Source organism: Bradyrhizobium sp. BR 10261, assembly GCF_019455395.1.
GTDB classification, from domain to species: domain Bacteria; phylum Pseudomonadota; class Alphaproteobacteria; order Rhizobiales; family Xanthobacteraceae; genus Bradyrhizobium; species Bradyrhizobium manausense.
Genome location: NZ_JACOFQ010000013.1, coordinates 126,893 through 151,388, shown reverse-complemented (window position 1 = coordinate 151,388; position 24,496 = coordinate 126,893). Strand labels below are relative to the sequence as shown.

Sequence of the window (24,496 nt, the reverse complement as noted above, 5' to 3'; positions counted from 1 at the left end):
ACCATGACGCCCCGCGTTCTCATCCGAACGCGGCAGCACACCCGCGTGTTTCTACGGGCCATCGCGCCACCGGGATAACTTGGCATTCACCATCTGCCCAAAACCCGCGATGTCACTGGCCGTCACACTCGGCCTCGCAACACCCCTTATACTTTTACTCCCTACTCATCGATGCCTGGGGAACCCGCCACGTGCGGTCCGAGTGCCCCGCGTAAGAGTAGAAGCGTATGAACACCGCACGCATTGTCGTTCTCGTCATTGCGCTCGGCGCCGGCGGCGTCGCTGCGTATCTGGCCAGCGGTTACGACAACAAGCCCGCAGCTGTTGTCCCTGTCGTCGAGAAGCTGCCGACGGTCGATGTGCTCGTCGCCAAATCCGACATCCAGCTCGGCCAGGCCGTCAAGGCCGAGGATCTGCAATGGCAGACCTGGCCGCAAGCGACCGCCAGCAGCGCCTTCATCCGCCGCGACAGCAGGCCCGACGCCCAGACGCAGATCGCCGGCTCGATCGCGCGCGTGCCCTTGATGCAGGGCGAGCCGATCCGCGAGCAGAAGCTCGTCAAGACCGACGGCTCCGGCTTCATGGCCGCGATCCTGCCCTCCGGCATGCGGGCCGTATCGACCGAGATTTCAGCAGAGACCGGCGCCGGCGGCTTTATCCTGCCGAACGATCGCGTCGACATCGTCCTGACGCGTCGCCTGAAGAATCCCGACGGCCCCAACGGCCAGACCGGCGGCAATGACCTCGTCCTGTCGGAAGTCATCCTGACCAACATCCGCGTGCTCGCGATTGATCAGGCGCCGAAGGAAAAGGACGGCCAGAACGCCGTGCTCGGCAAGACCGTCACGCTCGAGCTCCGGCCCGACCAGGTCGCGACGCTCTCGGCCTCGCGCCAGGGCGGCACGTTGACACTCGCATTGCGCAGCATCGCCGATGCCAACGCCATCGACGGCGGACCGGAAGAACAGGCACTCAAGCAGCGCCAGACCGGCGTGAACGTGATCCGCTACGGCGTACAGGCGCGGCAGCTGACGTCACAGAAGTGATGGAGACATGATGAACTACGGGGATGATCGGACGGGCGTGCGCATTCGGGGGAAGCGCGCAAGCTCGTTCTGGGCAGGGGCTGTCATGCTGCTGGGGCTGGTCGCAGCCCCCGATCTCGTCCGCGCTGCGGATGCGCCGGTCGGAGACCAGGTGCCGATGCAGGCGCCGGACCTCGGCGTGGCGCCGGTTGCAACCATTGCGTCGGCAAGGACACGCTCGCTCTCGCTTGGCGTCGGCAAGTCGGTCGTCATCGACCTGCCGCGCGAGGTGAAGGACGTGCTGGTGGCCGACCCCAAGATCGCCAATGCGGTGATCCGCTCGTCGCAGCGCGCCTATATCATCGGCGCCCAGGTCGGTCAGACCAACGTGGTGTTCTTCACCGCCGACGGCCAGCAGGTCGCCTCCTACGACATCGCGGTGAAGCGCGATCTCAATGGCATGCGCACGGCGCTGCGCGCTTCCCTGCCCGGCGTGCAGATCGAGGGCGTCGGCGACAGCGTGATGCTGACCGGCTCGGTGGCGAGCCCGGTCGAGGCCCAGCAGGCCGGGGACGTCGCCGCAAAGCTCGTCGGCGGCGCCGACAAGGTCGTCAACAACATCGTCGTGCGTGGCCGCGACCAGGTGATGCTGAAGGTTGTGGTCGGCGAAGTCCGCCGCGACATCGTCAAGCAATTGGGTGTCGACCTCAGCGCCAGCCTCAATGCCGGCACCGCGGTCGTGAACTTCAACAATTCGAACCCGTTCTCGGTCTCCGGCGGTCCCCTGGTCAGCAGCAACGGGCTCGGCGTCACCGGCCTCGCCAAGGGCGTCGCCACCGTGAACGCCACCATGCGCGCGATGGAAACCGCAGGCGTGATGCGCACGCTGGCCGAGCCGAGCCTGACCGCGATCTCGGGTGAATCGGCGACCTTCATTGCCGGCGGCGAATTCCCGATCCCCGGCGGCTATGCCTGCGATCCGGTCACCCATGTCTGTACCACCCAGGTCACCTACAAGAAGTTCGGCATCTCCCTGAACTTCACCCCGGTCGTGCTGAGCGAGGGCCGCATCAGCCTGCGCGTGATGACCGAGGTCTCGGAGTTGTCGAACACGAATGCGATCACATTGACCCAGGCGGTGTCCGGCAGCACCAACAACTCGATCACCATCCCCTCGGTCCAGACCCGCCGCGCCGAGACCACGCTGGAAATCCCGTCGGGCGGCTCTATGGCGATGGCCGGCCTGATCCAGCAGCAGACCAAGCAGGCCGTCAACGGCCTGCCAGGCGTCGACCAGATCCCGATCCTCGGCGCGCTGTTCCGCAGCCAGGACTACGTCAACAACGAGACCGAGCTGATGGTGATCGTGACGCCCTATGTGGTGCGCGCGGTCGCCCAGAAGGAATTGTCGCGGCCCGATGACGGCTTCGCGCCCTCCTCGGATGCGCAATCTGCGCTGCTCGGGCGCATGAACCGGCTTTACGGCATCGCGCGCCGCGTCGATCCGATCGACGGCGACAGGGGCGATTTCGGCTTCATCATCGACTGACACGGACGGTTTGGGGACCGGGGCGAGATACGGGGCAAGAGGGGACCAGGCGATGACGAAGACATCAGATCGACGTCGCAATTTGCGCATCGCGCTCGCGCTGACGGGGCTATCCGTCATGCTGGGGGCCTGCAACACCACGGGCGAGGTCGTCACCACGCAGACGGTGCCGACCGACTACCGCATGCGTCATCCGATCGCGGTGCAGGAAGGCAAGCGCTCGATCGTGATCTTCGTCGGCAAGGCGCGCGGCGGTCTTTCGGCCGCGCAGCACGCCGACGTGATGGGTATCGCCCGGGACTGGGTCCGCGAGGGCAGCGGCTCGGTCGTCGTCGACGTGCCGATCGACACCGCAAATTCGCGCGCAGCTGCTGCGACCTATCACGAGATCCGCACTGTTCTGGGCAGCGGCGGCGTGCCGTCGCGCGCCATCGTGCAACATTCCTATCGCCCTGAAGATCCCGGCCTGCTGCCGACCATCCGCCTGAGCTATTCAAAGATCACCGCGGTCGCCGGTCCTTGCGGCCTTTGGCCCGAGGACGTGGGCCCGTCGATTCTCGATCCCGGCTACAACGAGAACCGGCCCTATTTCAATCTCGGCTGCGCCAGCCAGCGCAACCTTGCGGCCATGATCGACAACCCCGCCGATCTTGAGCAGCCGCGCGCGGAGACGCCGGTATATACGGCGCGGCGCGACATCGCTTTCGACCGCTACCGCAAGGGCAACCCGACCGCGACCACTTATCCCGAGTCTGACAAGGCCAAACTCAGCGACACAGGCAAATGACTGCGATCTACGACGACGACGAGGCGGACGATCCGCACCACCCCGAGGACCACATCGCGCCGGTTCCCCGCATCTCGGTGCAGGCCTTTTGCGAGACCGAGCAGACGCTCGCCGCGGTGACCGCGGCCGGCCAGGATCGCCGTCTCGCCAAAGCGCATCTCACCGCCAAGAGCGGCGGACTTGCCGCGGCCATCGAAGTCTATGACACGATGCCGACGCCGAACGTCATCGTGATCGAATCCGACGGCACGCGCGACATCCTCGAAGGACTCGACGACCTCGCCGGCGTCTGCGATCCCGGCACGCGCGTGGTCGTGATCGGCAATCCCGGCGACACCGCGCCCTATCGCGAGCTGGTGCGGCGCGGCGTCAACGACTACGTGGTCGGGCCGGTCCAGACCATCGACGTGGTGCGCTCGATCTGCAGCCTGTTCTCGGCGTCGGAAGCCATCATCACCGGCCGCATCATCGCGGTGGTCGGCGCCAAGGGCGGCGTCGGCGCGTCCACGGTCGCGCACAACGTGGCCTGGACCATCGCGCGCGACCTCGCGCTCGATTCCGTTGTGATCGATCTCGACCTCGCCTTCGGCACCGCCGGGCTCGACTACAACCAGGATCCGGCGCAGGGCATCGCCAATGCGGTGCTGTCGCCTGACCGGCCCGACACCGCGCTGATGGAGCGCCTGCTCGCCAAATGCACCGAGCATCTCAGCCTGCTGGCCGCGCCCGCCGCACTCGATCGCGTCTATGATTTCGGCGCGGAAGCGTTCGATGCGATCTTCGACACGCTGCGCATGACCACGCCCTGCATCGTGCTCGACATTCCGCATCAATGGTCGGCCTGGACCAAGCGCGCCCTCGTCAACGCCGACGACATCGTCATCGTGGCCGAGCCGGATCTCGCCAATTTGCGCAACACCAAGAACATGCTGACGGTGCTGAAAGCGGCGCGGCCGAACGACCGGCCGCCGCTCTACTGCATCAACCAGGTCGGCATGCACAAACGCGCCGAGATCGAGGTCAAGGCGTTCGCCAAGACCATGGAAAGCCAGCCGCTCGCGGTGATTCCGTTCGATTCGAAACTGTTCTCGACCGCGGCCAACAACGGCCAGATGATCGCGGAGGTCTCCAAGAGCCACCGCACCACCGAGCTGTTCCAGATCATGGCCAACCGGCTCGCCGGGCGCGGCGAGGTGAAGAAACCGAAGCGCTCGCTGCTCGGACCGTTGCTGAAGAAGCTGAAGGGCAAAACCGGGCGCGGATCCGCGCCGCATCGCAAGGCGTCGTAGGCACCAAACAGCGGCGGCGGAATTATTTCTCCGCCCGCTGCTGCTGCTTCTTCGCCAGCAGCTGCCGCAGCGCCGTGATCTTGGCCGCGGCCTGATCCGGCGGCAGATCGGCCTTCACGAGGATTTCGGCCTCGGTCTCGCGACCCTGCAATCCCAGCACCAGCGCGAGATTGGTACGGATCCGCGCATTGTTCTGATTGCGCTGATAGGCGCGGCCGAGCACCTGTTCGGCCTTCGGCAGATTGTTTTGCAGCATGTAGGACAGGCCGAGATTGGACAGCACGCTCGGCTCCTCCGGCACGATCTTCAGCGCCGCGGCGTAATATTGCTGCGCTTCCTCGTTGCGGCCGAGCTGGTCGAGCGCCGCACCCTGCGCCGACAGGATGCGCCAATCGGGATCCTCGGGCGAATGCGCGCGGCCCAGCACGTCAAAAGCCTGCTGGAAATTTCCATTGTCGGCGAGCGCACGGCCATAGCCGGCGAGCAGCGCCTTGTTGCTGGGATGGGCGAGCACGGCCTGCTCGAACACGGCGACCGCCTGGGCATGCTGGCCGCTGTCGCGCAACGCCTTGCCATATTCGAGGACGATATTGGGATTATCAGGCTTGGCGCGATAGCGCTCGCGCAAGGCGGCCATATCCGGCTTGCCGTCGGCCGCGGCGACAGGTTCGGACCGGCCGCCGAGCGCACCGGTCACGTCATCCAGGCTGGTGGTCTGGCAGCCTCCGAGGGCAAGCACCGCGAGCGCGGGAAGCAGGAATCTCGCCGGGGAGGGGGCAAGGGACGAACGCTTGAACATACTCTGATCACCGCCGGCGGACTGATCAGAGATGCTTCACCGATTAACGCTAAAGTCCCGTTAAGGACGCCTCCTTATGTGACCTAGTCGGTAAATTCCGCACCGAACTCGCAGCCGATGCGCCAGCGCAGGCGGCATTGGCGGGAGTAATCCGGTGCGAAGATGATCGTGAACTGCGGCGGCACTTCGAGAAATTCCGCCACCACTTTCACGCCCCCGTCCGAGATATCGGTGATCGTGCAGTCCCGCGGCAGCGAGCCAGCGCCAAAATGAATCTTGGCCAGCCGGCTGCACACCCGACGTTCGCTTCTACGGCGATTTGCAAGCATTTGAATTCTTCACCCGTTAGATCACGGCCCATCCCGCAGCCTCAGGAGTATCGGACATGTGTTGGGATGTGCTGAGCGCAGCCACTCGCATTCGAGGCGTAGTCGAAGCTTAATGTCCTGATCCCGTTTACCCGAAGTTAGGGGGCCGACGGCCCTCGCCCATGTTCCTGTATTGTTCTTGTCAGGGCGATTGCCGTCTGCTACCCTTGATTGTGCAAGGGGGCAGCCATGGTCCAGCGGGTTTCGACAGTCGCCTTTGAGGGTATAGAGGCCCGCGCGGTCGACGTGCAGGTGCAGGTCGCGCCGGGCCTGCCGGCCTTCGCCATCGTCGGCCTGCCTGATAAGGCGGTGTCGGAGGCGCGCGAACGGGTGCGATCGGCGCTGATCGCTTCGGGACTGGCGCTGCCGGCACGCCGCATCACCGTCAATCTCGCGCCCGCCGACGTTCCTAAGGAAGGCAGCCATTACGACCTGCCGATCGCGCTCGGGCTGATGGCGGCGATCGGCGCGATCCCGCCGGATGCGCTGGCCGGCTTCACCGTGCTCGGCGAGCTCGGCCTCGACGGCTCGATCGCGCCGGTCGCGGGCGTGTTGCCCGCCGCGATCGGCGCCAACACGCGCGAGGAAGGATTGATCTGCCCCGCCGCCTGCGGCTCGGAGGCGGCGTGGGCGAGCCCTGATATCCAGATCGTCGCCGCACATTCGCTGATTCAGATCGCCAACCATTTCAAGGGCACGCAGGTGCTGTCGCGGCCCGTGCCGAAAGTGCATGAGGCCGCAAGCTCGCTGCTCGATCTGCGCGACATCAAGGGCCAGGAGAGCGCCAAGCGCGCGCTGGAGATCGCAGCCGCCGGCGGCCATCACCTGCTTAAGTGATGTCCTTTTGATCTAGGATTAATTGGCCACCTGATCTTCAAATGCTGGCCTTTTGATCGGAATCGGACCCTCGCCGCGTCAAAATGACGCGAACGTGTTTCGAGCAACCCCAGATTCTACAGAAGTCACAATCGCGTGTATGACGTACACACGGTGTATGTAGCCTATTGCTGTCTACGGCCTCGTATGGCTTATATGGGCCATACGGGCGGATTGTCGCCCGTATACATCACACAGGAGAATCGCTATGACAATCGTTATGCAGGAGGCAACCAATATGCCCATGAAAGTCGAATTGCCGGACCACCTTGTTCTAAAGATGCAGAAGGTAGCCGTTCCTCTAATGGACACCGCTCTCAGCGTTATCGAGCGCGGGATTGATGCCCTGATCGAGCACGAAAATGGGGCGTCGGAGTCAGTGGCCAGCGGTACCGCTATGTACCCTGCGGACAACCCTCCGAGCCTGACATTCTCGAAACCCACTGCGATTACGCTTGAAGGCGATCATCTTCCAAAGAACCAGCTTTACTGGAACCTCCTACTGTTCCGCGTCGTCGCTCTGGCTGCTCCCAAATTGGACGATCAACAATTCGAGCACTCTCTCCTCATCAACCACCGCGCTGACAAGTACGAGGAAGATGGCTATCGCTGGATCGAGGAAGCCAAGATGTCGGTCCAGGGCGGCGACGCAAACGCCGCCTGGAAAGCAACCGTTCGCTTGGTCAAAGCCGCGGGCCTTTCAGTGGATGTTACATTCCGCTGGGCTGAAAAGGACGAAGCGTCGAATCCCGGAAAATTTGGCCGGATGAGCTACAAGCCCTGATGTTATTTCCATTGGCGTGGCAAAGGCCCCCGGCCGCATGGCCGGGGGCCTTTCCATTATGAAGAAAACAAGAGCACGCCGCTGCTCCGTAAGAGTCGCGTATGGGATAGATCAATACAGACTTACGGACGCGGCGCCCTCCTCTGCGTTGTCTTCATAGCTCGCATTCGAACTGCGAGTTGCCCTAACACGATCGATAAAGGGGCATGAGGCCGACAGCGCCTCTTCAAGCTCGTAACCAATCATCGACCTGGTCAGAATAGCTGCGGATTCAAGGTTCGGTAACCTTTCCGTCAATCTCTCCAGCATCCGAAAAATCCGAGCCGTTCGGGGCGTTGTATGCGGTTTGAAGGCAACTCGCTTGCCGTTCTCGACGGTAGCCCTCGTGGTCACGATGCCATAGTCCTGAAGCCCGACTTCATTCAGAAGTGCCGCAAAGTCCGCGGCTGACATTGATTGATAGGACGCCAGACCCGCCTTGCCGTGCTTAAATGCGCGACAGAGATCCCTCTGCAGCCTGCTGACATCTGCGGTTGGAGTTCGTTTGAGATAGGGCGCGTCCTTCGCGTCCAGTCCAGCAATCATGTCGAAGAACCGCGCGAAGTCTCGAAAGTCCCCAAGCGTCTTGATGCATCGGCGGTTCGTACTCCAATGGTCGTCCCAAAACCGGCGCAGCTTGTTGAACTCCTCGATCGTCTCCCAGGGCCTCGTGCTGAACGCAACGTGTTCGAACTTGCGCGCGAGCTGCACGGCCTCTCCGGACATCATAGCCACAGCATGGGGTTTCCGTTTGAAGTCGAATTCCATGCTGATGCGGCGCGGGATCTTCTTCGAAACGAGGTCAGCGTCCCACAGGATCGTCTCCCGGATACTCGTGTGCACCTGGAAGTCGATCTGAGTCGTCGCCGATCGATCGAGGAAAGTCTGGACGATATAATCGTTCTGCTCGTCTAGTTCCGTAGAGAAAATCGGTGGTTTAATGCCGGCGCGAGCCAATACGATCGATTCATCCCCGGCCGCCTTGCCCGGGCGCAACGTTGCTTGACCTCTGGTTCGCCAGCCAAGAAGCTGCCGGACAGAGTGCTTCTCCTTCAGCGTGTCATCGATGCCCGTCAGTTCTCGGCGAAGACGGCCGAATTTTCGCGCAAGAGGTCCAGACTTTGCGACAGCCATCTCGTCCTCTGTCGCATCGGTAATGAACCCATCTGTTGTGACGCTGAAGACCATTCGGTGCGCGGGGATGCGGTTCATGATTTCACCCACAACAGCGCGCACACCGGATGTAATCTCCGCCGCCAGAAACGGATTCGTTATCGGGCTCGGAGATACCCGTTGGCCGCGCTTCGTCCTGAGGTTAAAGACGCGCTTGTCCCTGAGCCCCTGTGCCGTTTTGCCGTAACAGGAGTTCGTCGCCTCTTTCCAGAAGGCTTCATCAAAATCACTGCCAGCGTCCCGAGCGGCGAACCTATTCGCTATCGACTGCTTGATGAACGGAAAGAAAATCCTGTCATTGACATCCCTGGGGATGCTGATGCCGAGCAGCATATTGAGCCGGCACCCCATTTGGCGCGCAAGCTCGATCTCTGGCATCGCGCAGCAACTGCGTCCCTTGAGCGGGAAAATGATGCCATTCTGGGATCGAACCGGCAGGACGGGGTATCGGGTAGAGGCGGGAAACTCGAAATCGACCCATACAAGGCCCAGATCATCGGGCGCGATTTCAGAAAACACCCTGACAGAATGCGCCTCCGTCCATCGAGGCCGACCAATACCAGCCATGATGGTGGGGTACGCACCGGAAAGGTCATAGTCTGAATAGTCGCCGGCTGGGCTCGGGCCGAACCATAGTTGTTCATTGCGACCACCGTGATAGCAATCGGTTGCAAAATCGATCCAGTAGTGAAGCTCTTGAATGAACGGCTCGCTCTTTTCGGTGCGGAAAATGTGCCGTTTGTCGTCGTAGACCTTCTCCTCCACGCGTTCACGGCCGACCACTTCGACTGGATCGAGTCCTCTCTGTTCCCAATCGTTGATTAGGAGCTTCATGCCTATGGAGGAAAGAGCTGTCGGCGCGAAATCGCCTGTGATCTCGGCGACGGTATCCGCGAGCCTCTTGTAGTAACGGGCGCAGATTTCGGCATCAAGGAGCGCATACTCACGAAACAACTGCCAATCGTCCGCTCTCACAAGCTTCATCAGCTTCTTGAGCTCTCGATCCTCCTCGTCGGTATCGGCAAGCTTGATTTTCTCAACACCGACCAACGGCGCGATCTTGCTTAGGCTCTTCCGATTGGCCGCTGTCAGTAGAATGGTGTCGCGCACATAAACATTAACCTCGGCGTGGTCATTCTCCTCTTCACTGAACGCAATTCGTACCTTAATCGGCACGCCAAGTGACACAAGCGAGTTCCGAACGTTTTTCAGCCGAGGAAATATTTGCTTTGTGTCGTCGAAGGCGGGCACGTCAGCACGATTATAGTGCCCGACGAGAATGATCGTCTTCGGGATCTGCTCGCCAAGCATCGTTCCTTTGCCAAGCGCATACACCAAAAACTCGGTGAACGACAGGCGGCGGCCTGGTTCAGGAATGGCAATGCCTGACCATTCGACGCCAGTGTGATTGATAGCGTAAAACTGGTACGAGAGGACTTCGTACTTTGCCAATCGATCTCGCACCTCTTTGTTCGTGTAGAATTCCTGCAACTGCTGATACTCGGTGTCGAAACCGAGGATCAGATAATGCGTGTCCCGCCTCAGATCGTCCCGTACGTCATCTCGGTCGATTGAGAATTGAGCCTTTGGCCCGGTAGGCCGCTCAGCGATCAGTGCGCTGTTAGTAGCCAACAGAAACGCTTCTCGACCTTGCTTCATCTTTGCTTCTGACGACGCAGGGTGCTCGGTGTGCTCGGCGATGTCAGCCGATTCTTCAGGTATAATGTCCATTGGGTTCACTCGCTCCGCTCTCGGAGTTTTCTGCGCTTGTGGATAGCCAAGCGCGTTTTGGCTGTCTGGACTTCCGCTGCTGTGAACATGTCCGAGTCGGCAAAGTCGATGATCGCCTGCTCCACTGATAGATGCTCGAGATCGTGTTCCGCGAGCACCTGAAATCCATCGTACGGCTTGAGCACGTTATTCATATCGACCAGCATCTTGGCGACTGATACGGCACCGTGCAGGTCGATCAACTCGCGAAGGCCGAAGAATGAATAGTCGATTTGGCTCTCTGCCGTTTCGATGTTAGCGAGCACGTGTTCTTTAAATCTCTCTTCTGGTGTCATTTCGAATTCGTCTTTCTTCGCTCTATGCGGCACGCAAGCCGAGGGCATTCATGCCCTCGGACGATCGTGTGTGGCGTTGGATTTTTTAGACTATGGCTCGGGTTACGAGGCCGGCTCTTCGTCCGCGATCATCCACCCATTCTCGGGGGAGTTGGTGATGAGGTGGACATTGGTCGCTGCAATCTTTTTCAGAATCGACTTTCTGACCTGTTGCAGTGAACTCTTGCTGCCTTGAACGAGAAGAACAGCATCGTCGCCGATGTTCTCCGCGAGATCGAGGACCCGTACCAGATGATCTCGGACCAAGAACGCGGAACAGCCCGGGGTAAATATGACAGTGCTGCCCACCAACTCATCATCATCGGGATCAGTCGGATCAGCCTCGGCGCCACCGACCACTGTGCCGGTTTCGCTCTGGACGACTTCATCTCGTTGAGCTGCTGATTCAGAGTGTGAGCTCCCTGCGCGGCTCTCGTTTGTGGTCTGCTGCTGCGACACCTTTGAAGACTTGGCAGGCGCCGGCGGAGAGAGTTTGCTACGTTCGCCCTTCAGCCACTCGCGTGTTGCTGGCCCATCGCTACTTGCGAGCAGTTCGTGCAGCTTGGAAATAGCGGCGTCGGCGTCCTCGATGCCCCGGATATCCTCGATGGCTTCATAGAGAAGTGCCAGCTCGTACAGCACCGAATAGCCGGGCTGTACATACGGAAGGATCTTGGGATGCAAAATGACCTTCGCGTTCTGCTTGATCTTCTTCAGCCTGGAGACCATTGAGCTTGACGTCTTGGCGGTCACGCCTTCTGCGACCTCTGCTGCCGTGAGGACCTTTGCCCTGGCAAGCTCCAGGAGAAATTGCTTCATCAGCGTCTCGTCGGTCGCGAATGCCGTCAGGCCCTCCGACAGAACGACCGTGCTGGACACCTCCTCTTCAATGCTCGCAGCACGATGGGCGACGAATCGTTTCGCGAAACTGGCTGGCTTGCTGGTCTCGCAAGCCGCCACGTCGGGACCGGTGAGGAACCCCTGCTTTGCACCGTCGGTGCAAAGACCCTCCGGTAAGTCGTTGGACGGCAGATCTTTCGTAAGTACTTGCATATCAACACCTTTTAGTTGGTTTCGGTGCTGATAGTCGTATCGATGAGTGGGGGCTGCGTCGTGTAGGAGATTGCAGTCTGTTCCTACACGACCTGCTCTGGCTAATTCTAAGGGTCGAACAGCTTCAGCAGCTCAACATCTTCCGCCGAGGCCGTGCCGTTCGCTATGCAGTCTCTCTTCTCTTTCAAAATTTTCTGAAGCTGGATGCGCAGGCTCTCGCCCGTTGCCGGGTATTGATTAGGCTTGCTGTTGTGGAGGCGTTCACAAAGCAGGCCGCGACGGTTGTTCTCGCCCTCTATGCGCTGCGCGACTACGTCACGGAGAAATCGATTTTTGTCATCCTCTGTCCAGTCCGTCGTCACGCGTGTCCAATACTCCCCGTAGGCATTTACAACAGCGACCAGCATGAACTGCCAGTGCCCGGGTTTATTGATGTCGAGGCCTGCTCTTTCGAACATCTCGACCAGCCCTGGAGCACTGTCTTCGTCAGGTATGTGTGGCTTGAACTCGCTCTCCCAATCATCCCCTTCTTCGATCCCTTGCTTCACGTCGTCCAAGAACTCGAACAGCTCCTCTCGAAAATTGCGACTATGTTGTCGCTTTGGGCCTTCCGACTCCTTCTTCAACGGCTTCTTGGTCACTTCACATCACCTCTTGCTCTCGCTGCCGAAGACTATTTGAACCCTATCGACTGTTGAAGCTTCAATCGGATCGCCCTTCGACGATATACGAGGGTTCCTTCGACCGTGTCAGATTCAGCGGCCTTCAGCTTCCTGCGGATTCTGGTCTTAGACCTTGCATATTGAAGATATTCGAAGACTGCGCCTTCGGTCCTCTGGAGACATTGCTCTTTGCTTACCTTCCATTGGAGTACAGTTAGCTATTAAAGCGGCCCCACGGAGACGCTCTTTGCATTTCAACGAACGATCGGTTGCCTGAGAGGAGACTTCACTCAGCAATCAATTGGCAATTGGCCCAATCTATAGAATCGAACAGCGACCGCTTCTGGCGCCGCTTGAGGAGGTAATCTGTCCAGCCTTCGTCCGGCTGGTCTTGGATATCTATCTGGCGATACCCGAAGTCTGTCTTCGTCCATTCGTCACGCACGACGGCATCAAACTGGCTGAATGAGCAGTGGAAGGGACGGTCGATGATACAGTGATAGTGTAGCCGATGATCCGCGCTAGTTTCGAGCACCACAATCATCAGCAAATGCCTGCCATGTAGCTTGGCTGCGCTCCCGAGTAGCGAGTGCTCAAGCCTGTTACGAAAATGCCTGAAGTTCTCGGAAGCAACGATGTCATCTGCCGAACGTGCGCCGTAGCGCTTCTTCATAGTGAGCGTCACCGCTGCGGGAGCTGTGAATGGCATCGCGTTTATCAGTCGAGCCAACTGCTCCCGGCATGCCTGCTCGGACGTCATCGTCGATATCGAATCGGCTGCCAACGACGCGCCCTGCGAAGTCTACACAGCGTGCGCAGCAGAAAATGGCGTGCCTTGTCGCTCAGGATCAGGACCGCACTGGCTGGGCCCGTCAGCAACATTTTCTGCTCGCCAATCGAGCTAAGGCCAGCAAGCCTGATCCGATACTTCCCCGTCGTGCGACGCGCATAGAGAGACTTGCGTAGGTCCATCAGCTCGGCGAAATCGCCTGGCTCGTTCTGCTTCAGCCATTCGAGAACATCGGTTGGAAAGCCGTTCCGAAATCTATCGCGGTATTCCGGCTTTTGCTGCTGCGACGGTGTGGGGGGGAAAGGATTTGGATCGGGCTCTGAGTCCCAGAGCGGCGGCGCATCGGCCATACATGTCTCCATTGGGTTCGGGATCGTGAGCCGCACGTTGGTTTGCGGCCCCAATGGATGTATTTAGAATCTAGAAGATCACTTTCGCCGTCTTTTGGGAGCAATTCCGGTTGACGGCCAGCGAGCTAAGCTCACGAGCTCGATCCAACCTCGCGAGCTTGGATATGTCGCATTTTCTTTTGCACCGTTGGTGCAAACAGTTGTTAGCCGCCCTGGGTGGTCGCCGGCTCTGTCCAACATTCAAAGCTCGCACCGTCCGGACCGTGCTTCAGAAATTACCCTCCGGACATTCGGGGCAGGTGTCGCCGATGGAAGCTAGCACATCACAAATCTCTAATAAGGCTTGCTCCGGCGGCAAGCCTATTGGCGGGTCGTCCCTTGCAGCATCCAGAGCTCGCTGGCGGGCGTGAGGGTCGGCCCTGTCCTTCATCCAGCCATGCTCTTCGCACTCCCGAATGGCACCAGCTTCCTGCAACACTGAGATGGCCCATCCGCGTAGCGTTCTACTCGGCGCCCGCCGTTCCTTCGTCATCAGCATAGCGATTGCTCCTGCTTGGACGAATCCACCCGCCCCCGCTCTCGTTCCGAGCGGTTAGCACGTATCAGGGATTCCCAATTGGAAGGCCTCGGCTTGTCCACTTGTTCCGCCGGCCTGTGCATGAACCCCTCAGGTTGGCGGAGGGTCTTCCTTTTCACCAGTCGCAACGATTTGCAGTGCCCCATCTGGAAGCGGCCGCTGAAGCGCTTTGGCTTCACGTATTCCTCAGACTTTGTCAGGATGACAGGCATTGCTTTTGGATGAACCCGCTTAACTTCTTCATTGGGTTCGCAGGTCAGGAAGCCGAAAACATCGACGGTGACTTCGCCCTCCTTCGCTTTCCGAACACTCGTCCAGAGACCCGCGAACGCTATGAGTGGCCGATCGTCGCTGGGCGCAAACCACACGGGCACCTTCTTGCCTTCGATGGTGTCGTACTCGCTAAACGACGTGAAGGGCACCAAGCATCGGTGCTCCGGAACTAACCAGCGCTTCCAGTGCGCGCTACTGACGTTCCGGATATTGGTGGTGCCGCTATCTGGCTCCATCTTTAGCAATTCCTTGAAGTCGATCGGCTTGCCCTTCGACTGAAGTTTTTCGGCTCGCTTCTTGGTGGCATCCATCAATGCCTTCTGCGAAGACGGCATGCCCCACCGTGCCATGACGATTTCTCGGCCGTTCGATGCATTGCGGACGATTGGTGCGGGATAGTCCGGGAAGATCCCTGGCATGCTCGGCAAGTTCCCGACGTTGCTATTAAGCGCTCCGAACAAGCGCCGAATCGCATCGACGTTTTTCGTCATCGAGTAAAGATTGCACATCCTCAGGTATCCTGATCGGTCTGGCGAGGTCGCGGCCCTAGCTGCAACAGCGTTGCGCTTGGCCTGCGGCCTGCCTTGGCACACTTGCTACAACGAAGACGGCTAGCAAGATCATGGACAAAGGTCGTCGGCGGATGACGTAACGAGGCCAAGTCAACGTCTCGCTTTGTCTTGCAGCGCGAGCACTCGATTTCGAGCCATGTGTATCCGCCATTCACCGCCTGGTCGATTGACGGCGAAGGGTCGATCGGACCACCGTCTGCCCACATGCGCTCGTTCCAACTCTCGCAAAGTAGCTTGTCCGCCGTCTGAATTAAGGTTTCGCCCTTTGCGCGGGCTTCCGATGACTGTGATGCGAGAATGGTGGTCATTGCCCTCGCCTTCCCCAGCTCCTTCGATAGGGCTTTTCGGTCGCCTCCAGAGAGTGGGGTTGGGTGGTGTTTTGGAGCCATGCGACCGTCTATCGGCTCTGTCAGCCCAAGTCGTACGACGGCCAGCAGCCATCTTCCTCGTGGCGCCCGGTCCTCTGGGTACAAGTATTGTCGAGGAGGCGCTGGCTAACGCTCTTCCATGTTGCGTCCGGACCATAAAGCCGAACGGCGTCAGACTTCTGGATCTCGACTGTCCTGGCGCAGCGTCGGCAACTCACCCTCAGGACATGCCGAGCGATTTGGCTAAGCCGCTGTCCTTCCCCCGAAACAGTTGGCTTGGCCTGTGCACTTGGATCATCGAGGAGTGCCTGCCAGTATTCAGCCGGGAGATCATGATTCGGAGCCAATCCGGGCTTCGCTTGCGCGGGTTTGCCTCGCTCTGCTGCCATTTTTTCCATTTGCTTGAGGGTCGGCATACGCCAGCTCGCCGGTCGGTCGGACATGAAAGGAATTAGAACATAACGGGAACACAAAAGTCGAGTCCGGGTCGCCAAAAAAAAATCATGCTGTAAGTGCGTCCAACCTGTCGGAACTCGGCCGGTCAGATCGTCTTGAATCCCGACAGTCTGTGATCGGAGTGCTGCGTCCCCATGGCTCCTCGTGCGAATTGGAAGGGCTTTCTGCGACTATCGCTCGTCACCTGCCCGGTAGCTCTTTACCCGGCCACCTCAGAATCCGAGAAGATCTCGTTCAATCAGCTCAACCGGACGACTGGTCACCGGATCAAATACCTAAAGGTGGATGCTGACACGGGCGACGAAGTCCCGAACGAAGACATCGTCAAGGGCTACCAGATCGAGAAGGATCAATTCATCGAGGTCACGAAGGAAGAGCTCGAGGAGGTCGCACTTGAGTCCACGCGCACAATCGAGATCGATGAGTTCGTCGACAAGTCAGACATCGACCCGCGCTATCTGATTCGGCCTTACTACCTTCGCCCTGACGGCAAGGTGGGGCATGACGCTTTTGCGGTGATCCGAGAGACTATCCGCGAGATGGATAAGGTGGCGATAGGGCGAGTGGTGCTGACGAACCGTGAGCACATCATCGCTCTTGAAGCAATGGACAAGGGACTCGTCGGTACGCTTCTTCGCTATCCGTACGAAGTGCGATCAGAGCAGGAATATTTCGACGAGATCCAGGATGTGAAAGTCACCAAAGATATGCTGGACCTCGCCAAGCACATCGTGAACCAGAAAGCGGGGCGGTTCGATCCGGAGAAGTTCGAGGATCACTACGAGACGGCGCTGATTGATCTGATAAATCAAAAGCGCGCAGGCAAGGTGATCCGCCCGAAGGAGCGGCCCAAGGGCGAGAATGTGGTCGACCTCATGGAGGCGCTACGGCAGAGCGTCGGTCGGGAGGTGGCGCCGAAGGGGGCAAAGCCTGCCAAGAAGCCACGCAAGGCAGCCGCCGGTCAAAAGGAAATGCTGATGCCGATCGCCGGAAAGAAGCCGGCTAAAGAGGTGGCCAAGAAACCTGCTAGTAGGTCACACCGTAAGTCGGCTTGACGTCGATAGCGATGCACAAGGCCTAAGCTGCAAGATCGAACGATGCGATTAGGGCACGCACGTCATTGGCCAACTCGCGATAGTGTTGGCCTGCCCGCTGGTATAGCTCACGATTGCTTCCTTTCGATCGACTAGCGATCAGATCGCACTCCGCAGCGAGATTTTCAAAACGCTCCAACTTGGCCTGGAAACCGCTCATTGCTTGCCGCACTCCTTACTCAAGGGACGGCGACGATATTCGTCCAATTGCGTCAGCTCAAATATATTCAATGCTGCATGTGCGAAGCCTCGCCGTTTCCCATTGTCCATCGTGCGGATCTCCGAGGAAAAAAATGCACATAGACCAATCGGATAGTCCAGTTGGGGTATCCGCGACCAAATCACTGTTGTCCAAAGTGACCTTTCAGAGGACGGCGGCTCCACAATTAACGAGGAGCCCATCATGGCACGAGCGACAATCTCTCTGGTTTCCGTACAAAAGCCGACCGCCAACACTCCGGTCCTTCAACGGCGCAACAAGCTTACGTCCAGCATCGATCAGCAGATCACGAAGATCGGGCTCTTTCGCGAGGGAAAGCGGATCTCTCGGGAGCAGTTCTGGGTCGACGCGAATGGCGGAATCTTCTTCCAGCTTCGTTACGGAAAGCAGCCCTTGGAGCTGGAGAAGGGGAAGAGTACCCTCAAGGCCGTCGGCACCGGAAATGCTGCATGGGATGATTTGGTCGAACAGTTGGAGCAGATCAAAACGCTCGCGGTTGCCGGCGGCCTGGACGACGCCTTGTCCTCCTGCGCGAGCGCGGTCAAGGCCAACTTCAGGGCGAAGGATAAGAAGGCGGGCAAGAATTAGCGCCGCTGTTGGCCATCTTCGGATTTTGGTCAGACCCTCCTTCGGTTAATTCCGAGGAGGGTTTACCACGCGGCGGTCTGGACTAGAAACGATCTCGCCTGAACGTCGACAACCGCCCTTAGACCCTCTTAGCGCCCCTACGGGGCGGACGCTCAAGGAAGTCGGCTGGCTCGGCCTGGAGCACCTTTGAGATCTTCACGAGAACCTCCAGGCCTACCCAGGTGGACCCCTTCTCCAGCTTGCTGATGTAGGTGCGGTTGACGTCGGCCTCAAAGGCCAGCGTCTCCTGCGAGAAGCCTCGTTCTCGTCGAATCCTCCGCAGGTTAACTGCAACCACTTGGCGCCAGTCCATGGGCCAAAATGATCAGTCTGTCGCTTATTGACCCACCGCTTTAAATCGACAAAATGGAAGCTTTAGCGAGGAATTGTTTGATGGTTCGTGGGGGTTGGAGGCGAGAGAATAAACCGGGCGTTGAATTCGACCGGGCTTGGAAATGGCTTTTGCTTCCCGGTATCGTCGCTCAGTGGTTTCTCTACACGTTTCCCGCTGGCAACTTTTCAAAGGTCGTTACGGACACGCGCGTCGCCCGAAGCCCCCTGATGACCTACGTCATAAGCGGCATCTTCTACATTCTGGCGGTGCCGCTAATTGCCTTAGCTCTGTTCACTGTCGTCGTTGGCCGGTAACGCATGGCGAAGAAGCCTCCGCAAGAGCCGTTTGGGTGCACGATCGCCATCGCCTTGCTGTTGGGAGTGGCTTATGCGCTGCCCTATCTATTCACCTTCGCCGTGTACGCTTTCCCGCTGTTTGTCGCGTTTCTGTTGGTATTTTCGAATTGGAGAAGCCGGCCAACGCCGGAGTTTATCGACGAGTCGCAGGTCGGCGCTGCCTTACATGATCTTGAAATGGCCAGGAGATCTCTGCTTGAAGATATTGCCGATCTCAGAGCGCGAGGCACAAGGGAAGGCGTGCGCTACCTCAAACTAGAAGATCGGTTTGAGATGAGGTCTCGCAGAGGGCAGGAACTGAACGAAGCACTCGCGAACGCGAGGTCGGCGCTGGCCAATGTCGTTACTCGCATTGAGGTGGCGCAGCATCCTCAACATCGCAGAGATCATGCTTGGCGGCTGTCTATGCGATCTTGGAGGCGAGGAAGGGCCTTTCGTCTCGCGTTCATCGCCGCGCTGTTTAGCTTTGCTGCCTCCGCTGCTCTCCTCAAAGCATACGTATATGAAGGCGCTGATCTACTTGTGTGGAATGCTCTTCCGAATCTTATCGGTCGTCACGTCGAAGTGGCGACTGTTTTTGGATGGGTGCTTGGCTTGGCGACTTTCTTGGCCATTCGACGTAGCAACCGACTGGCCGCTGAGCGTGAAGACGGCTCTTCGGAACGTCACGCTGACGTGTTGGATGATATCGGACCACAATCAGGCGATGGCGGCCATCAGAGCTATAAAGAGATCGACGACCCCTATTTGATCTTGAACGTCTCGCCGCAAGCGACGATACCTGAGATAAAAGCGGCCTATCGACTCGCAATCGTCAAGTGCCATCCCGACACAGTGGCCGACCGCAGCAAATCAATCCGCGAGGCTGCTGAGGCAGAGGCTCAACGCGTCAACGCAGCATACGACTCTATCCGGAACGAACAGGGCTTCAATTAGCGAAGCCGACTCCGCGTCCCAGAAGCGGACTCCTACAGGAGGTCCGTAAATGTACCGTATGGGATAGATATACAACCATTTACTGACCTTCCGGCGCGAACCCCGGGGCAGGCGTCGCCTATCGAATCGATGACACCGATCATTTCAACACGGGCCTTGGTCGACAGTGAAGTCGCTGGGAAGGTTCTCTCTGGCTAAGTTTATAGCTCGACCTCGGGCGTGCGGATCAGCATGGTCCTGCATCCAGCCGTGTTCCTCGCATTGGCGCCCACTTCCTGCAACACCGATATTCCAGCTGGTAACACAGAGCAGGTAGAAATTTCTGCTGTGTGGACCTACCGACAAAGGAAGTGGCTCATTCAGAGCTTATCAAACCGCAGTGGTCCTAAAACCGGAGCGAACGAACTGGCGCAACCCACGCTCTCGGGAGTATTCTAAAGAACCGCGAGGGGGACGTTCCCTCAAGGGGGCGTGCTGTTTGGAAAAAAAAATCAGGAGTGGCGCCGAGCTGCTAGCAGGGAGGGTTGAAATGACCAATGATACAGGCTCGTCTTTGATCAGGAGCGATGAAGTCAAAAACCTGATAATCTATGGTGTTGAAGGGCAGCAGATTGGCCAAATTGAGCACTTAATGATCGATCCGGTGAGCGGCCATGTCTCGTACGCCGTTGTGAGTTTCCACGGGCAGACTACTGATGATCTTTTTCCGTTACCCTGGTCGCTACTGAAGTACGACTCCAATCTAAACGGCTATGTCACGGCCACCCCTCTTAAGGACCTGAGCAATGCGCCCAGGTACCCGAGCGGCCGCGGATGGAATTGGCGCGACCGCGCGGCAATCAGAAGCATCGACACACATTATGGCATTCGGATCATCCACGGAGGATAGAAGCATAAAGAGGTCGTGCGGAGCGCGTCCGGAACGGTCGGTTCAGCAGCTCTCGACAGCTCACGTTCCAATCAGATGCGAAGTGCATGAGCTATCGGCTCGTTAGCTTGGGCGCACGCCAACGCCGAAAATGGCCGCGACGCCTTCCCGTCCTTCAAGCACGGGCACGGCTTGAGCGCCGGTCGACAGTAGATGAGAACACCACGGCGGGACGCTCATGATTTCCCACTGGCCGCGCGCTACGGTGCCCCGCAGCACACTGACTTGCAGCTTTGCGAAATCATCTAGCGCAGTACCGGCAATAGCATTTAGCGCCCACCCAAGCGGAGTATCCACGACAAAATCCGGGTGAATAATAGCCTGGGTGACCACGAGTTCAGCGTTCAACACGCCAGTTGTTGGATTGAGACGAACGGTGACATCAACGCCAAGTCCACCGTTACCTATAACGCTCGTACTCGCTAGACTCAATTTTTTTCCACTCGGGGCATCAACCCACGCACGAGCCACACCTAGGAAATCGACGAGAGATCGTAACTCCAGAAGCCCCGAAACGACCAACCCAGTGGCTGGATCTCCGATCGCAATTCCTCCCGAGACCGTAGCGATGAATGCCTTGATCCCGAAGCTGCCCATTATCTGCCACCTGATAGCTCCTCCCTTTTCGCCTGAATTGATAAGGATGGCCGGCTCAACACTGCCCGCCACGAACCTTCCTATTCTGGTTTTCGGAAGATAGACAGCAACGTCTGCGGTACTCTGGCAGTCTGCGGGTTTCAATGATTCTCCGTAAGGAAAGTCGGGGTCCGGCTCGACAACCATGGTCATCGGTGTGCAGCCGCCGATATCAACCTTCGCTCGTGATGCTGAAACAAGGATGTATCGATCCGATGCGGTGATCCTGATCGGATCTAACAGTGTTAGCCACGGAGCGAGGGAAGCAAGATCGTAGCACGGCAAAGCATTCACTACTAAGGAGACAAACGCGTTCGATGTATTCCACAATATTGGCTGCTCGACTTCCCGTAGAAAACAATCTTCCTTAGGGTCTGGAATTGAAGTTTTGACCAGCACGTCATCAGCATTTGCTCCCCAGCTCGGAGTTATCTTTGGAAGCACGTTTCCATCTTCCGCCCAAGCCAGCGTCCGAGTGGTCGAGAGATATTGAAACTTGATGATTGCTGGCTCGGATTTCAGGGAAATTCTGTACTCTCGAATTATCTCAGAAGGACGACTTATACGATGGACTGTTGCCCGCATTTCCATCTGCAAAGTAGCAGTGTCCCCGTTTACGGAGACATGGATGTCATCTAGAAAAGCTGAGTAGGCTAGGTCGAAGACTGGAAGGGGGATGTTGCCCATGGCTGGCCCGGCTTCAGGATAGGCTCCGCCAAGCTGGTCCTTCATCTCTGAGAGTTGGCGCGTAAGCAGGCTCTTTGCGAACGCCAACGCGGGCATACCCTTTGCAAAGCTTAGAAACTGCTCTTGGAGGTCACTCGTGGACATGAGGCGGTCTCCATGGCCAACGTTCTAACCGATTTATGTCTGCTCAGGACGACATTACGCTCTGTCGGCTAGGCACGCTACGGGCAAAGTTCCGCGTGGAAGCAATGTAAGGCGATCGCCCACACGGCTGCGAGTTACTGTAAGCAACTTGCGGAGCTATCCAATTGGTTCCCGTGAGTGCGCCGCAGCATAGAGTGGCGACCCGGCCGATATGCATGAGTAGAAAAGAGACGCCTCTTCGGTGAAGTGCGGATTGTCAAACACAAACGCTGGATAATGTTTGAAGCTTTCTGGGTGGCGCCCGTAAAGCCGCCGCTTTTGGGGCATTGAGATCGGCCCGCCAATGAGCGATGAAACCGAATATCGCTTCATCTGGATGCGCCGGACAATACTGCCGACGAAGCGAACGCGATGGTCATGTAGAAAGCGCCAAGTCCCAAATCGCCAGCCTTATAGTCGCAGCGGAATGATACCCACCAACAACACGCTATCGTTCGGGGCTAACCACCCCGGTGGATCGTGGTGTGCGCTTGCGCCGCAGCTCAAATTCCCAGTTTGTGAAAGAACACTTTGTTGCGCATTTCGGCATCACGCTGCACCTTAGTCCAGCTCAGGACCTCGATGTAGAGTTTGATGTTGCCGTACCATCGGAAGTAGCCAAGACCATCCGGCATCACCGTGAAATCCTTCTCCCGTTCCAGCCAGTTCTTCACCTTCTGGGGAAAGTCGCACACGACGTAGCCATAGAAAGGCGTGTTCAGGCTGACGAGAATGTCGCGGCCATAGGGCGTCTTGTATTTTCCGTCTCTTATGTCGTTCACATAGCGAACGATTTGCTCGATGGGATCCTCGTCAGAGGACGGGTTGACGAAGTCGTGGCGTTGCGGCTTTTTGAATTCGAAAATCGTAATCGGATTTGACGCTTCATTGTCGCCGCGAAACGCTACACGTTTGCCAAAAATCGACAGGTCCGTTCGATCGCCATTCCTTTCATCCAAAGGCTTGTCAGAGGCAACATACTCCGTGAAGTTTAGCCGCTCGTCGAGTATCCAAAGATTGTGCTGGTCATAGTCAATTTGATCAGTGTCTTTCTTGCGCGGCATGACAATATCGTGCACGTCGCCTTCGGACCTGTATTTTCCATCTTCGCCGAGCTGCAGAGATTTTTCGAAGAGTTCGAGAACGCACTTACGCATTGAGACGTAGTGAATAAGATCGTTCTTACTCGTTTGAGAGATTCTCCCAACGATCTCCGTCACTCGCTCCCTTAAATCTTCGGTGTCCTTGCTCTCGAGTATTTGCCGTACTTCCGCTCGGACGCGAGTTTCCATCTGGAATTTTGCGGCTTGAAGATGGAGTTCAATTTCTTGCGGTGTTGGCTTCATGGACAATGTAGAGAAGTCGGTTTCCCTGCTAAGACCTCGATGCCACGGTGCTTCATCGTTGATGTATTCCGTTATGCGAGCCTGTTTACGCTCTCTTCGTGCCGAGATTTCTCGACCGACGGCCTCTTGAGCAAACGTTGCCGCTTGTGCCTCGATTTGGGATTGCGAAATCCCGAACACCAAGTCGCTTTCTTTGCCAAAGCTGAAAGCTCCGCGCTCAAGCGAGACGTTTCGATCGAGGTACTCGCCGAAGACATAGGCCTTGATTATGTAATTCCTGTCCCTGGCATTTTCGACGTCGTCCGTTTTGTCATAGAATTCATCGGCGAATTCAGGAATATACGTCTGTAACGTCACATCTGTGACTTCTCGTCGATGGGCAACTAAACTGATTTTGCTCTTGTTGGCACGAGGGGCATAAAATTTGAACACACGGACGGTGAATGCCTCCTCTTTGTCGAGTGACTTGATGCGCAGCTCGTGCTTCTGCACGGGCAGTTCAACAATCTGTCTGTTGGCTTGACCCAGGTAGTCGTTGAGGACCACGGGGCCGCCGCCTTGGTCGTCCCCTAGGACGATCTGAGGGCATTCGGAATTGGGGTCAATGAAGTAGGGAAGCAGCTTCTCAACTAAGACTCTTGCGATGACATCGAGACTTTTGTCCGGAAACTTGACACCTTGTGCTCCGGAAATAGTAACCGCAGATCCAGTCTCGGCATTTGCAACGTCCGTCACCTTCTCATCAATTATGATGTCATTGCCTTGTCCCATAGCGAACGAACGCCTCTTTAGCGTGCGCCCGTCCGCGAAGACGCTCTCAACTGTGAACCGACTGAAGTATTTGAGGCACGTAAACCGCCCGAAGCCCTTGCCGCCATCGCCAGCCTTGAGAGCTGTATATAGTGTGTCGAAAGAATTACGGTGCTCTTCGGTGAATCCGATGCCGTCGTCTCGAACGATGAAGCCATCAACCGAGGCGATCTTGTCGATCATATCATCTTGGATATGCCGAAGAATGGTGACGTTAACCAGCCCGCCAGTCGGCTTGACCTCGCGGATGGCTTGAATTGCGTTGACGATAAGTTCGATAACGGGTGTGTATACGGTTGTGCCTGAGCGAATATTTTCTATAGCGCGTTTGATGTTGATACTGGTCAATTCGCCCCCCACTGCCGCTTATGCGCCCGCGAGCAGAATTCCGGTCCAACCGTGCGCTTGGTCGCATCTTTGCTGTAACGCGAGGATAATTCAAAA

General features: G+C 57.9%; 23 protein-coding genes and 2 pseudogenes. 10 read left to right on the top strand and 15 right to left on the bottom strand.

Translation table 11 applies throughout. The features are described from left to right. The first annotated feature begins 227 nt into the window (after positions 1-227). The 4 genes from cpaB to HYH07_RS17635 are packed head-to-tail and all read left to right on the top strand — an operon-like array spanning position 228 to position 4,650. Positions 228-1,046 carry a Flp pilus assembly protein CpaB gene (gene cpaB / locus HYH07_RS17650; protein WP_220003671.1) on the top strand — a complete coding sequence of 273 codons (819 nt, stop codon included), beginning with the start codon at positions 228-230 and terminating at the stop codon, positions 1,044-1,046. Between the two features lie 10 nt (positions 1,047-1,056). Beyond that, positions 1,057-2,574 carry a type II and III secretion system protein family protein gene (locus HYH07_RS17645; protein ID WP_083514471.1) on the top strand — a complete coding sequence of 506 codons (1,518 nt, stop codon included), beginning with the start codon at positions 1,057-1,059 and terminating at the stop codon, positions 2,572-2,574. Between the two features lie 52 nt (positions 2,575-2,626). Further along, positions 2,627-3,361 carry a CpaD family pilus assembly protein gene (locus tag HYH07_RS17640; RefSeq protein ID WP_220003670.1) on the top strand — a complete coding sequence of 245 codons (735 nt, stop codon included), beginning with the start codon at positions 2,627-2,629 and terminating at the stop codon, positions 3,359-3,361. Beyond that, complete coding sequence (locus HYH07_RS17635) at positions 3,358-4,650, top strand: AAA family ATPase (RefSeq protein WP_220003669.1); 1,293 nt, start codon at positions 3,358-3,360, stop codon at positions 4,648-4,650. The genes HYH07_RS17640 and HYH07_RS17635 overlap by 4 nt, the downstream gene beginning before the upstream one ends. Before the next feature lie 22 nt (positions 4,651-4,672). Here the strand turns inward: HYH07_RS17635 and HYH07_RS17630 are convergent, their stop codons facing one another. After that, positions 4,673-5,449 (bottom strand): tetratricopeptide repeat protein, encoded by a 777-nt coding sequence (locus HYH07_RS17630; protein ID WP_220003668.1) that lies wholly within the window; start codon positions 5,447-5,449, stop codon positions 4,673-4,675. A gap of 83 nt (positions 5,450-5,532) precedes the next feature. Next, a complete protein-coding gene (locus HYH07_RS17625) occupies positions 5,533-5,778 on the bottom strand; it encodes a PilZ domain-containing protein (RefSeq protein WP_011083489.1) in 246 nt (81 codons plus the stop codon). Positions 5,779-6,006: 228 nt separating this feature from the next. Here HYH07_RS17625 and HYH07_RS17620 point away from each other — a divergent pair. Continuing rightward, positions 6,007-6,648, top strand: a pseudogene (locus HYH07_RS17620) (magnesium chelatase domain-containing protein); the annotation flags it as partial. Positions 6,649-6,901: 253 nt separating this feature from the next. Beyond that, positions 6,902-7,477 (top strand): T4SS efffector SepA family protein, encoded by a 576-nt coding sequence (locus HYH07_RS17615; protein WP_220003667.1) that lies wholly within the window; start codon positions 6,902-6,904, stop codon positions 7,475-7,477. A 111-nt stretch (positions 7,478-7,588) separates the two neighbouring features. On the opposite strand, the gene HYH07_RS17610 is transcribed toward HYH07_RS17615, so the two are convergent. The 9 genes and pseudogenes from HYH07_RS17610 to HYH07_RS36335 form a co-directional block, all read right to left on the bottom strand. Continuing rightward, complete coding sequence (locus HYH07_RS17610) at positions 7,589-10,420, bottom strand: DNA polymerase (RefSeq protein WP_220003666.1); 2,832 nt, start codon at positions 10,418-10,420, stop codon at positions 7,589-7,591. A 5-nt stretch (positions 10,421-10,425) separates the two neighbouring features. Beyond that, positions 10,426-10,755, bottom strand: a complete 330-nt coding sequence (locus HYH07_RS17605) for a hypothetical protein (RefSeq protein WP_220003665.1) — start codon at positions 10,753-10,755, stop codon at positions 10,426-10,428. 102 nt (positions 10,756-10,857) lie between these two features. Further along, positions 10,858-11,847, bottom strand: coding sequence for a hypothetical protein (locus HYH07_RS17600; protein WP_220003664.1), 990 nt, complete (start codon positions 11,845-11,847; stop codon positions 10,858-10,860). Positions 11,848-11,954: 107 nt separating this feature from the next. After that, positions 11,955-12,488 (bottom strand): hypothetical protein, encoded by a 534-nt coding sequence (locus HYH07_RS17595; protein ID WP_220003663.1) that lies wholly within the window; start codon positions 12,486-12,488, stop codon positions 11,955-11,957. 307 nt (positions 12,489-12,795) lie between these two features. Continuing rightward, positions 12,796-13,269: a hypothetical protein gene (locus HYH07_RS17590; protein WP_220003662.1), complete on the bottom strand. Its 474-nt coding sequence runs from the start codon at positions 13,267-13,269 to the stop codon at positions 12,796-12,798. Then, positions 13,266-13,649, bottom strand: a complete 384-nt coding sequence (locus HYH07_RS17585) for a hypothetical protein (protein WP_220003661.1) — start codon at positions 13,647-13,649, stop codon at positions 13,266-13,268. Before HYH07_RS17585 ends, HYH07_RS17590 begins: the two co-directional genes overlap by 4 nt. 268 nt (positions 13,650-13,917) lie before the next feature. Continuing rightward, on the bottom strand, positions 13,918-14,187 hold the full coding sequence (locus HYH07_RS36340) for a hypothetical protein (RefSeq protein ID WP_228749611.1): 270 nt from the start codon (positions 14,185-14,187) through the stop codon (positions 13,918-13,920). A 129-nt stretch (positions 14,188-14,316) separates the two neighbouring features. Then, positions 14,317-15,008, bottom strand: a pseudogene (locus tag HYH07_RS17580) (SOS response-associated peptidase). A gap of 2 nt (positions 15,009-15,010) precedes the next feature. Continuing rightward, the gene (locus HYH07_RS36335; protein WP_228749610.1) at positions 15,011-15,460 is read right to left on the bottom strand and encodes a hypothetical protein; all 450 of its coding nucleotides are present in this window, start codon (positions 15,458-15,460) and stop codon (positions 15,011-15,013) included. A 569-nt stretch (positions 15,461-16,029) separates the two neighbouring features. On the opposite strand from HYH07_RS36335, the gene HYH07_RS17575 reads away from it, so the two are divergent. Further along, entirely contained in the window at positions 16,030-16,950 is a 921-nt protein-coding gene (locus HYH07_RS17575; RefSeq protein WP_220003660.1) for a Ku protein, read from the top strand. A gap of 22 nt (positions 16,951-16,972) precedes the next feature. Here the strand turns inward: HYH07_RS17575 and HYH07_RS17570 are convergent, their stop codons facing one another. Continuing rightward, the gene (locus HYH07_RS17570; RefSeq protein ID WP_220003659.1) at positions 16,973-17,149 is read right to left on the bottom strand and encodes a hypothetical protein; all 177 of its coding nucleotides are present in this window, start codon (positions 17,147-17,149) and stop codon (positions 16,973-16,975) included. A 243-nt stretch (positions 17,150-17,392) separates the two neighbouring features. Between HYH07_RS17570 and HYH07_RS17565 the strand changes: the two genes are divergently transcribed. Continuing rightward, entirely contained in the window at positions 17,393-17,797 is a 405-nt protein-coding gene (locus tag HYH07_RS17565) for a hypothetical protein (protein ID WP_220003658.1), read from the top strand. A gap of 118 nt (positions 17,798-17,915) precedes the next feature. Here HYH07_RS17565 and HYH07_RS17560 read toward each other — a convergent pair whose 3' ends face one another. Next, on the bottom strand, positions 17,916-18,149 hold the full coding sequence (locus HYH07_RS17560) for a helix-turn-helix domain-containing protein (RefSeq protein ID WP_220003657.1): 234 nt from the start codon (positions 18,147-18,149) through the stop codon (positions 17,916-17,918). Positions 18,150-18,487: 338 nt separating this feature from the next. Between HYH07_RS17560 and HYH07_RS17555 the strand changes: the two genes are divergently transcribed. Further along, positions 18,488-19,462, top strand: a complete 975-nt coding sequence (locus tag HYH07_RS17555) for a DnaJ family molecular chaperone (protein WP_220003656.1) — start codon at positions 18,488-18,490, stop codon at positions 19,460-19,462. 529 nt (positions 19,463-19,991) lie between these two features. Beyond that, a complete protein-coding gene (locus HYH07_RS17550; protein ID WP_220003655.1) occupies positions 19,992-20,351 on the top strand; it encodes a PRC-barrel domain-containing protein in 360 nt (119 codons plus the stop codon). Positions 20,352-20,453: 102 nt separating this feature from the next. Here HYH07_RS17550 and HYH07_RS17545 read toward each other — a convergent pair whose 3' ends face one another. Next, on the bottom strand, positions 20,454-21,857 hold the full coding sequence (locus tag HYH07_RS17545) for a hypothetical protein (protein WP_220003654.1): 1,404 nt from the start codon (positions 21,855-21,857) through the stop codon (positions 20,454-20,456). 542 nt (positions 21,858-22,399) lie between these two features. After that, complete coding sequence (locus HYH07_RS17540; RefSeq protein WP_220003653.1) at positions 22,400-24,400, bottom strand: ATP-binding protein; 2,001 nt, start codon at positions 24,398-24,400, stop codon at positions 22,400-22,402. Positions 24,401-24,496 lie beyond the last annotated feature (96 nt).

Bases quoted from the DNA above. Each gene is read 5' to 3' on its own strand.
- cpaB (WP_220003671.1), top strand. From the start codon at position 228: ATGAACACCGCACGCATTGTCGTTCTCGTCATTGCGCTCGGCGCCGGC.
- HYH07_RS17645 (WP_083514471.1), top strand. From the start codon at position 1,057: ATGAACTACGGGGATGATCGGACGGGCGTGCGCATTCGGGGGAAGCGC.
- HYH07_RS17640 (WP_220003670.1), top strand. From the start codon at position 2,627: ATGACGAAGACATCAGATCGACGTCGCAATTTGCGCATCGCGCTCGCG.
- HYH07_RS17635 (WP_220003669.1), top strand. From the start codon at position 3,358: ATGACTGCGATCTACGACGACGACGAGGCGGACGATCCGCACCACCCC.
- HYH07_RS17630 (WP_220003668.1), bottom strand. From the start codon at position 5,449: ATGTTCAAGCGTTCGTCCCTTGCCCCCTCCCCGGCGAGATTCCTGCTT.
- HYH07_RS17625 (WP_011083489.1), bottom strand. From the start codon at position 5,778: ATGCTTGCAAATCGCCGTAGAAGCGAACGTCGGGTGTGCAGCCGGCTG.
- HYH07_RS17615 (WP_220003667.1), top strand. From the start codon at position 6,902: ATGACAATCGTTATGCAGGAGGCAACCAATATGCCCATGAAAGTCGAA.
- HYH07_RS17610 (WP_220003666.1), bottom strand. From the start codon at position 10,420: ATGGACATTATACCTGAAGAATCGGCTGACATCGCCGAGCACACCGAG.
- HYH07_RS17605 (WP_220003665.1), bottom strand. From the start codon at position 10,755: ATGACACCAGAAGAGAGATTTAAAGAACACGTGCTCGCTAACATCGAA.
- HYH07_RS17600 (WP_220003664.1), bottom strand. From the start codon at position 11,847: ATGCAAGTACTTACGAAAGATCTGCCGTCCAACGACTTACCGGAGGGT.
- HYH07_RS17590 (WP_220003662.1), bottom strand. From the start codon at position 13,269: ATGACGTCCGAGCAGGCATGCCGGGAGCAGTTGGCTCGACTGATAAAC.
- HYH07_RS17585 (WP_220003661.1), bottom strand. From the start codon at position 13,649: ATGGCCGATGCGCCGCCGCTCTGGGACTCAGAGCCCGATCCAAATCCT.
- HYH07_RS36340 (WP_228749611.1), bottom strand. From the start codon at position 14,187: ATGCTGATGACGAAGGAACGGCGGGCGCCGAGTAGAACGCTACGCGGA.
- HYH07_RS36335 (WP_228749610.1), bottom strand. From the start codon at position 15,460: ATGGCTCCAAAACACCACCCAACCCCACTCTCTGGAGGCGACCGAAAA.
- HYH07_RS17575 (WP_220003660.1), top strand. From the start codon at position 16,030: ATGGCTCCTCGTGCGAATTGGAAGGGCTTTCTGCGACTATCGCTCGTC.
- HYH07_RS17570 (WP_220003659.1), bottom strand. From the start codon at position 17,149: ATGAGCGGTTTCCAGGCCAAGTTGGAGCGTTTTGAAAATCTCGCTGCG.
- HYH07_RS17565 (WP_220003658.1), top strand. From the start codon at position 17,393: ATGGCACGAGCGACAATCTCTCTGGTTTCCGTACAAAAGCCGACCGCC.
- HYH07_RS17560 (WP_220003657.1), bottom strand. From the start codon at position 18,149: ATGGACTGGCGCCAAGTGGTTGCAGTTAACCTGCGGAGGATTCGACGA.
- HYH07_RS17555 (WP_220003656.1), top strand. From the start codon at position 18,488: ATGGCGAAGAAGCCTCCGCAAGAGCCGTTTGGGTGCACGATCGCCATC.
- HYH07_RS17550 (WP_220003655.1), top strand. From the start codon at position 19,992: ATGACCAATGATACAGGCTCGTCTTTGATCAGGAGCGATGAAGTCAAA.
- HYH07_RS17545 (WP_220003654.1), bottom strand. From the start codon at position 21,857: ATGTCCACGAGTGACCTCCAAGAGCAGTTTCTAAGCTTTGCAAAGGGT.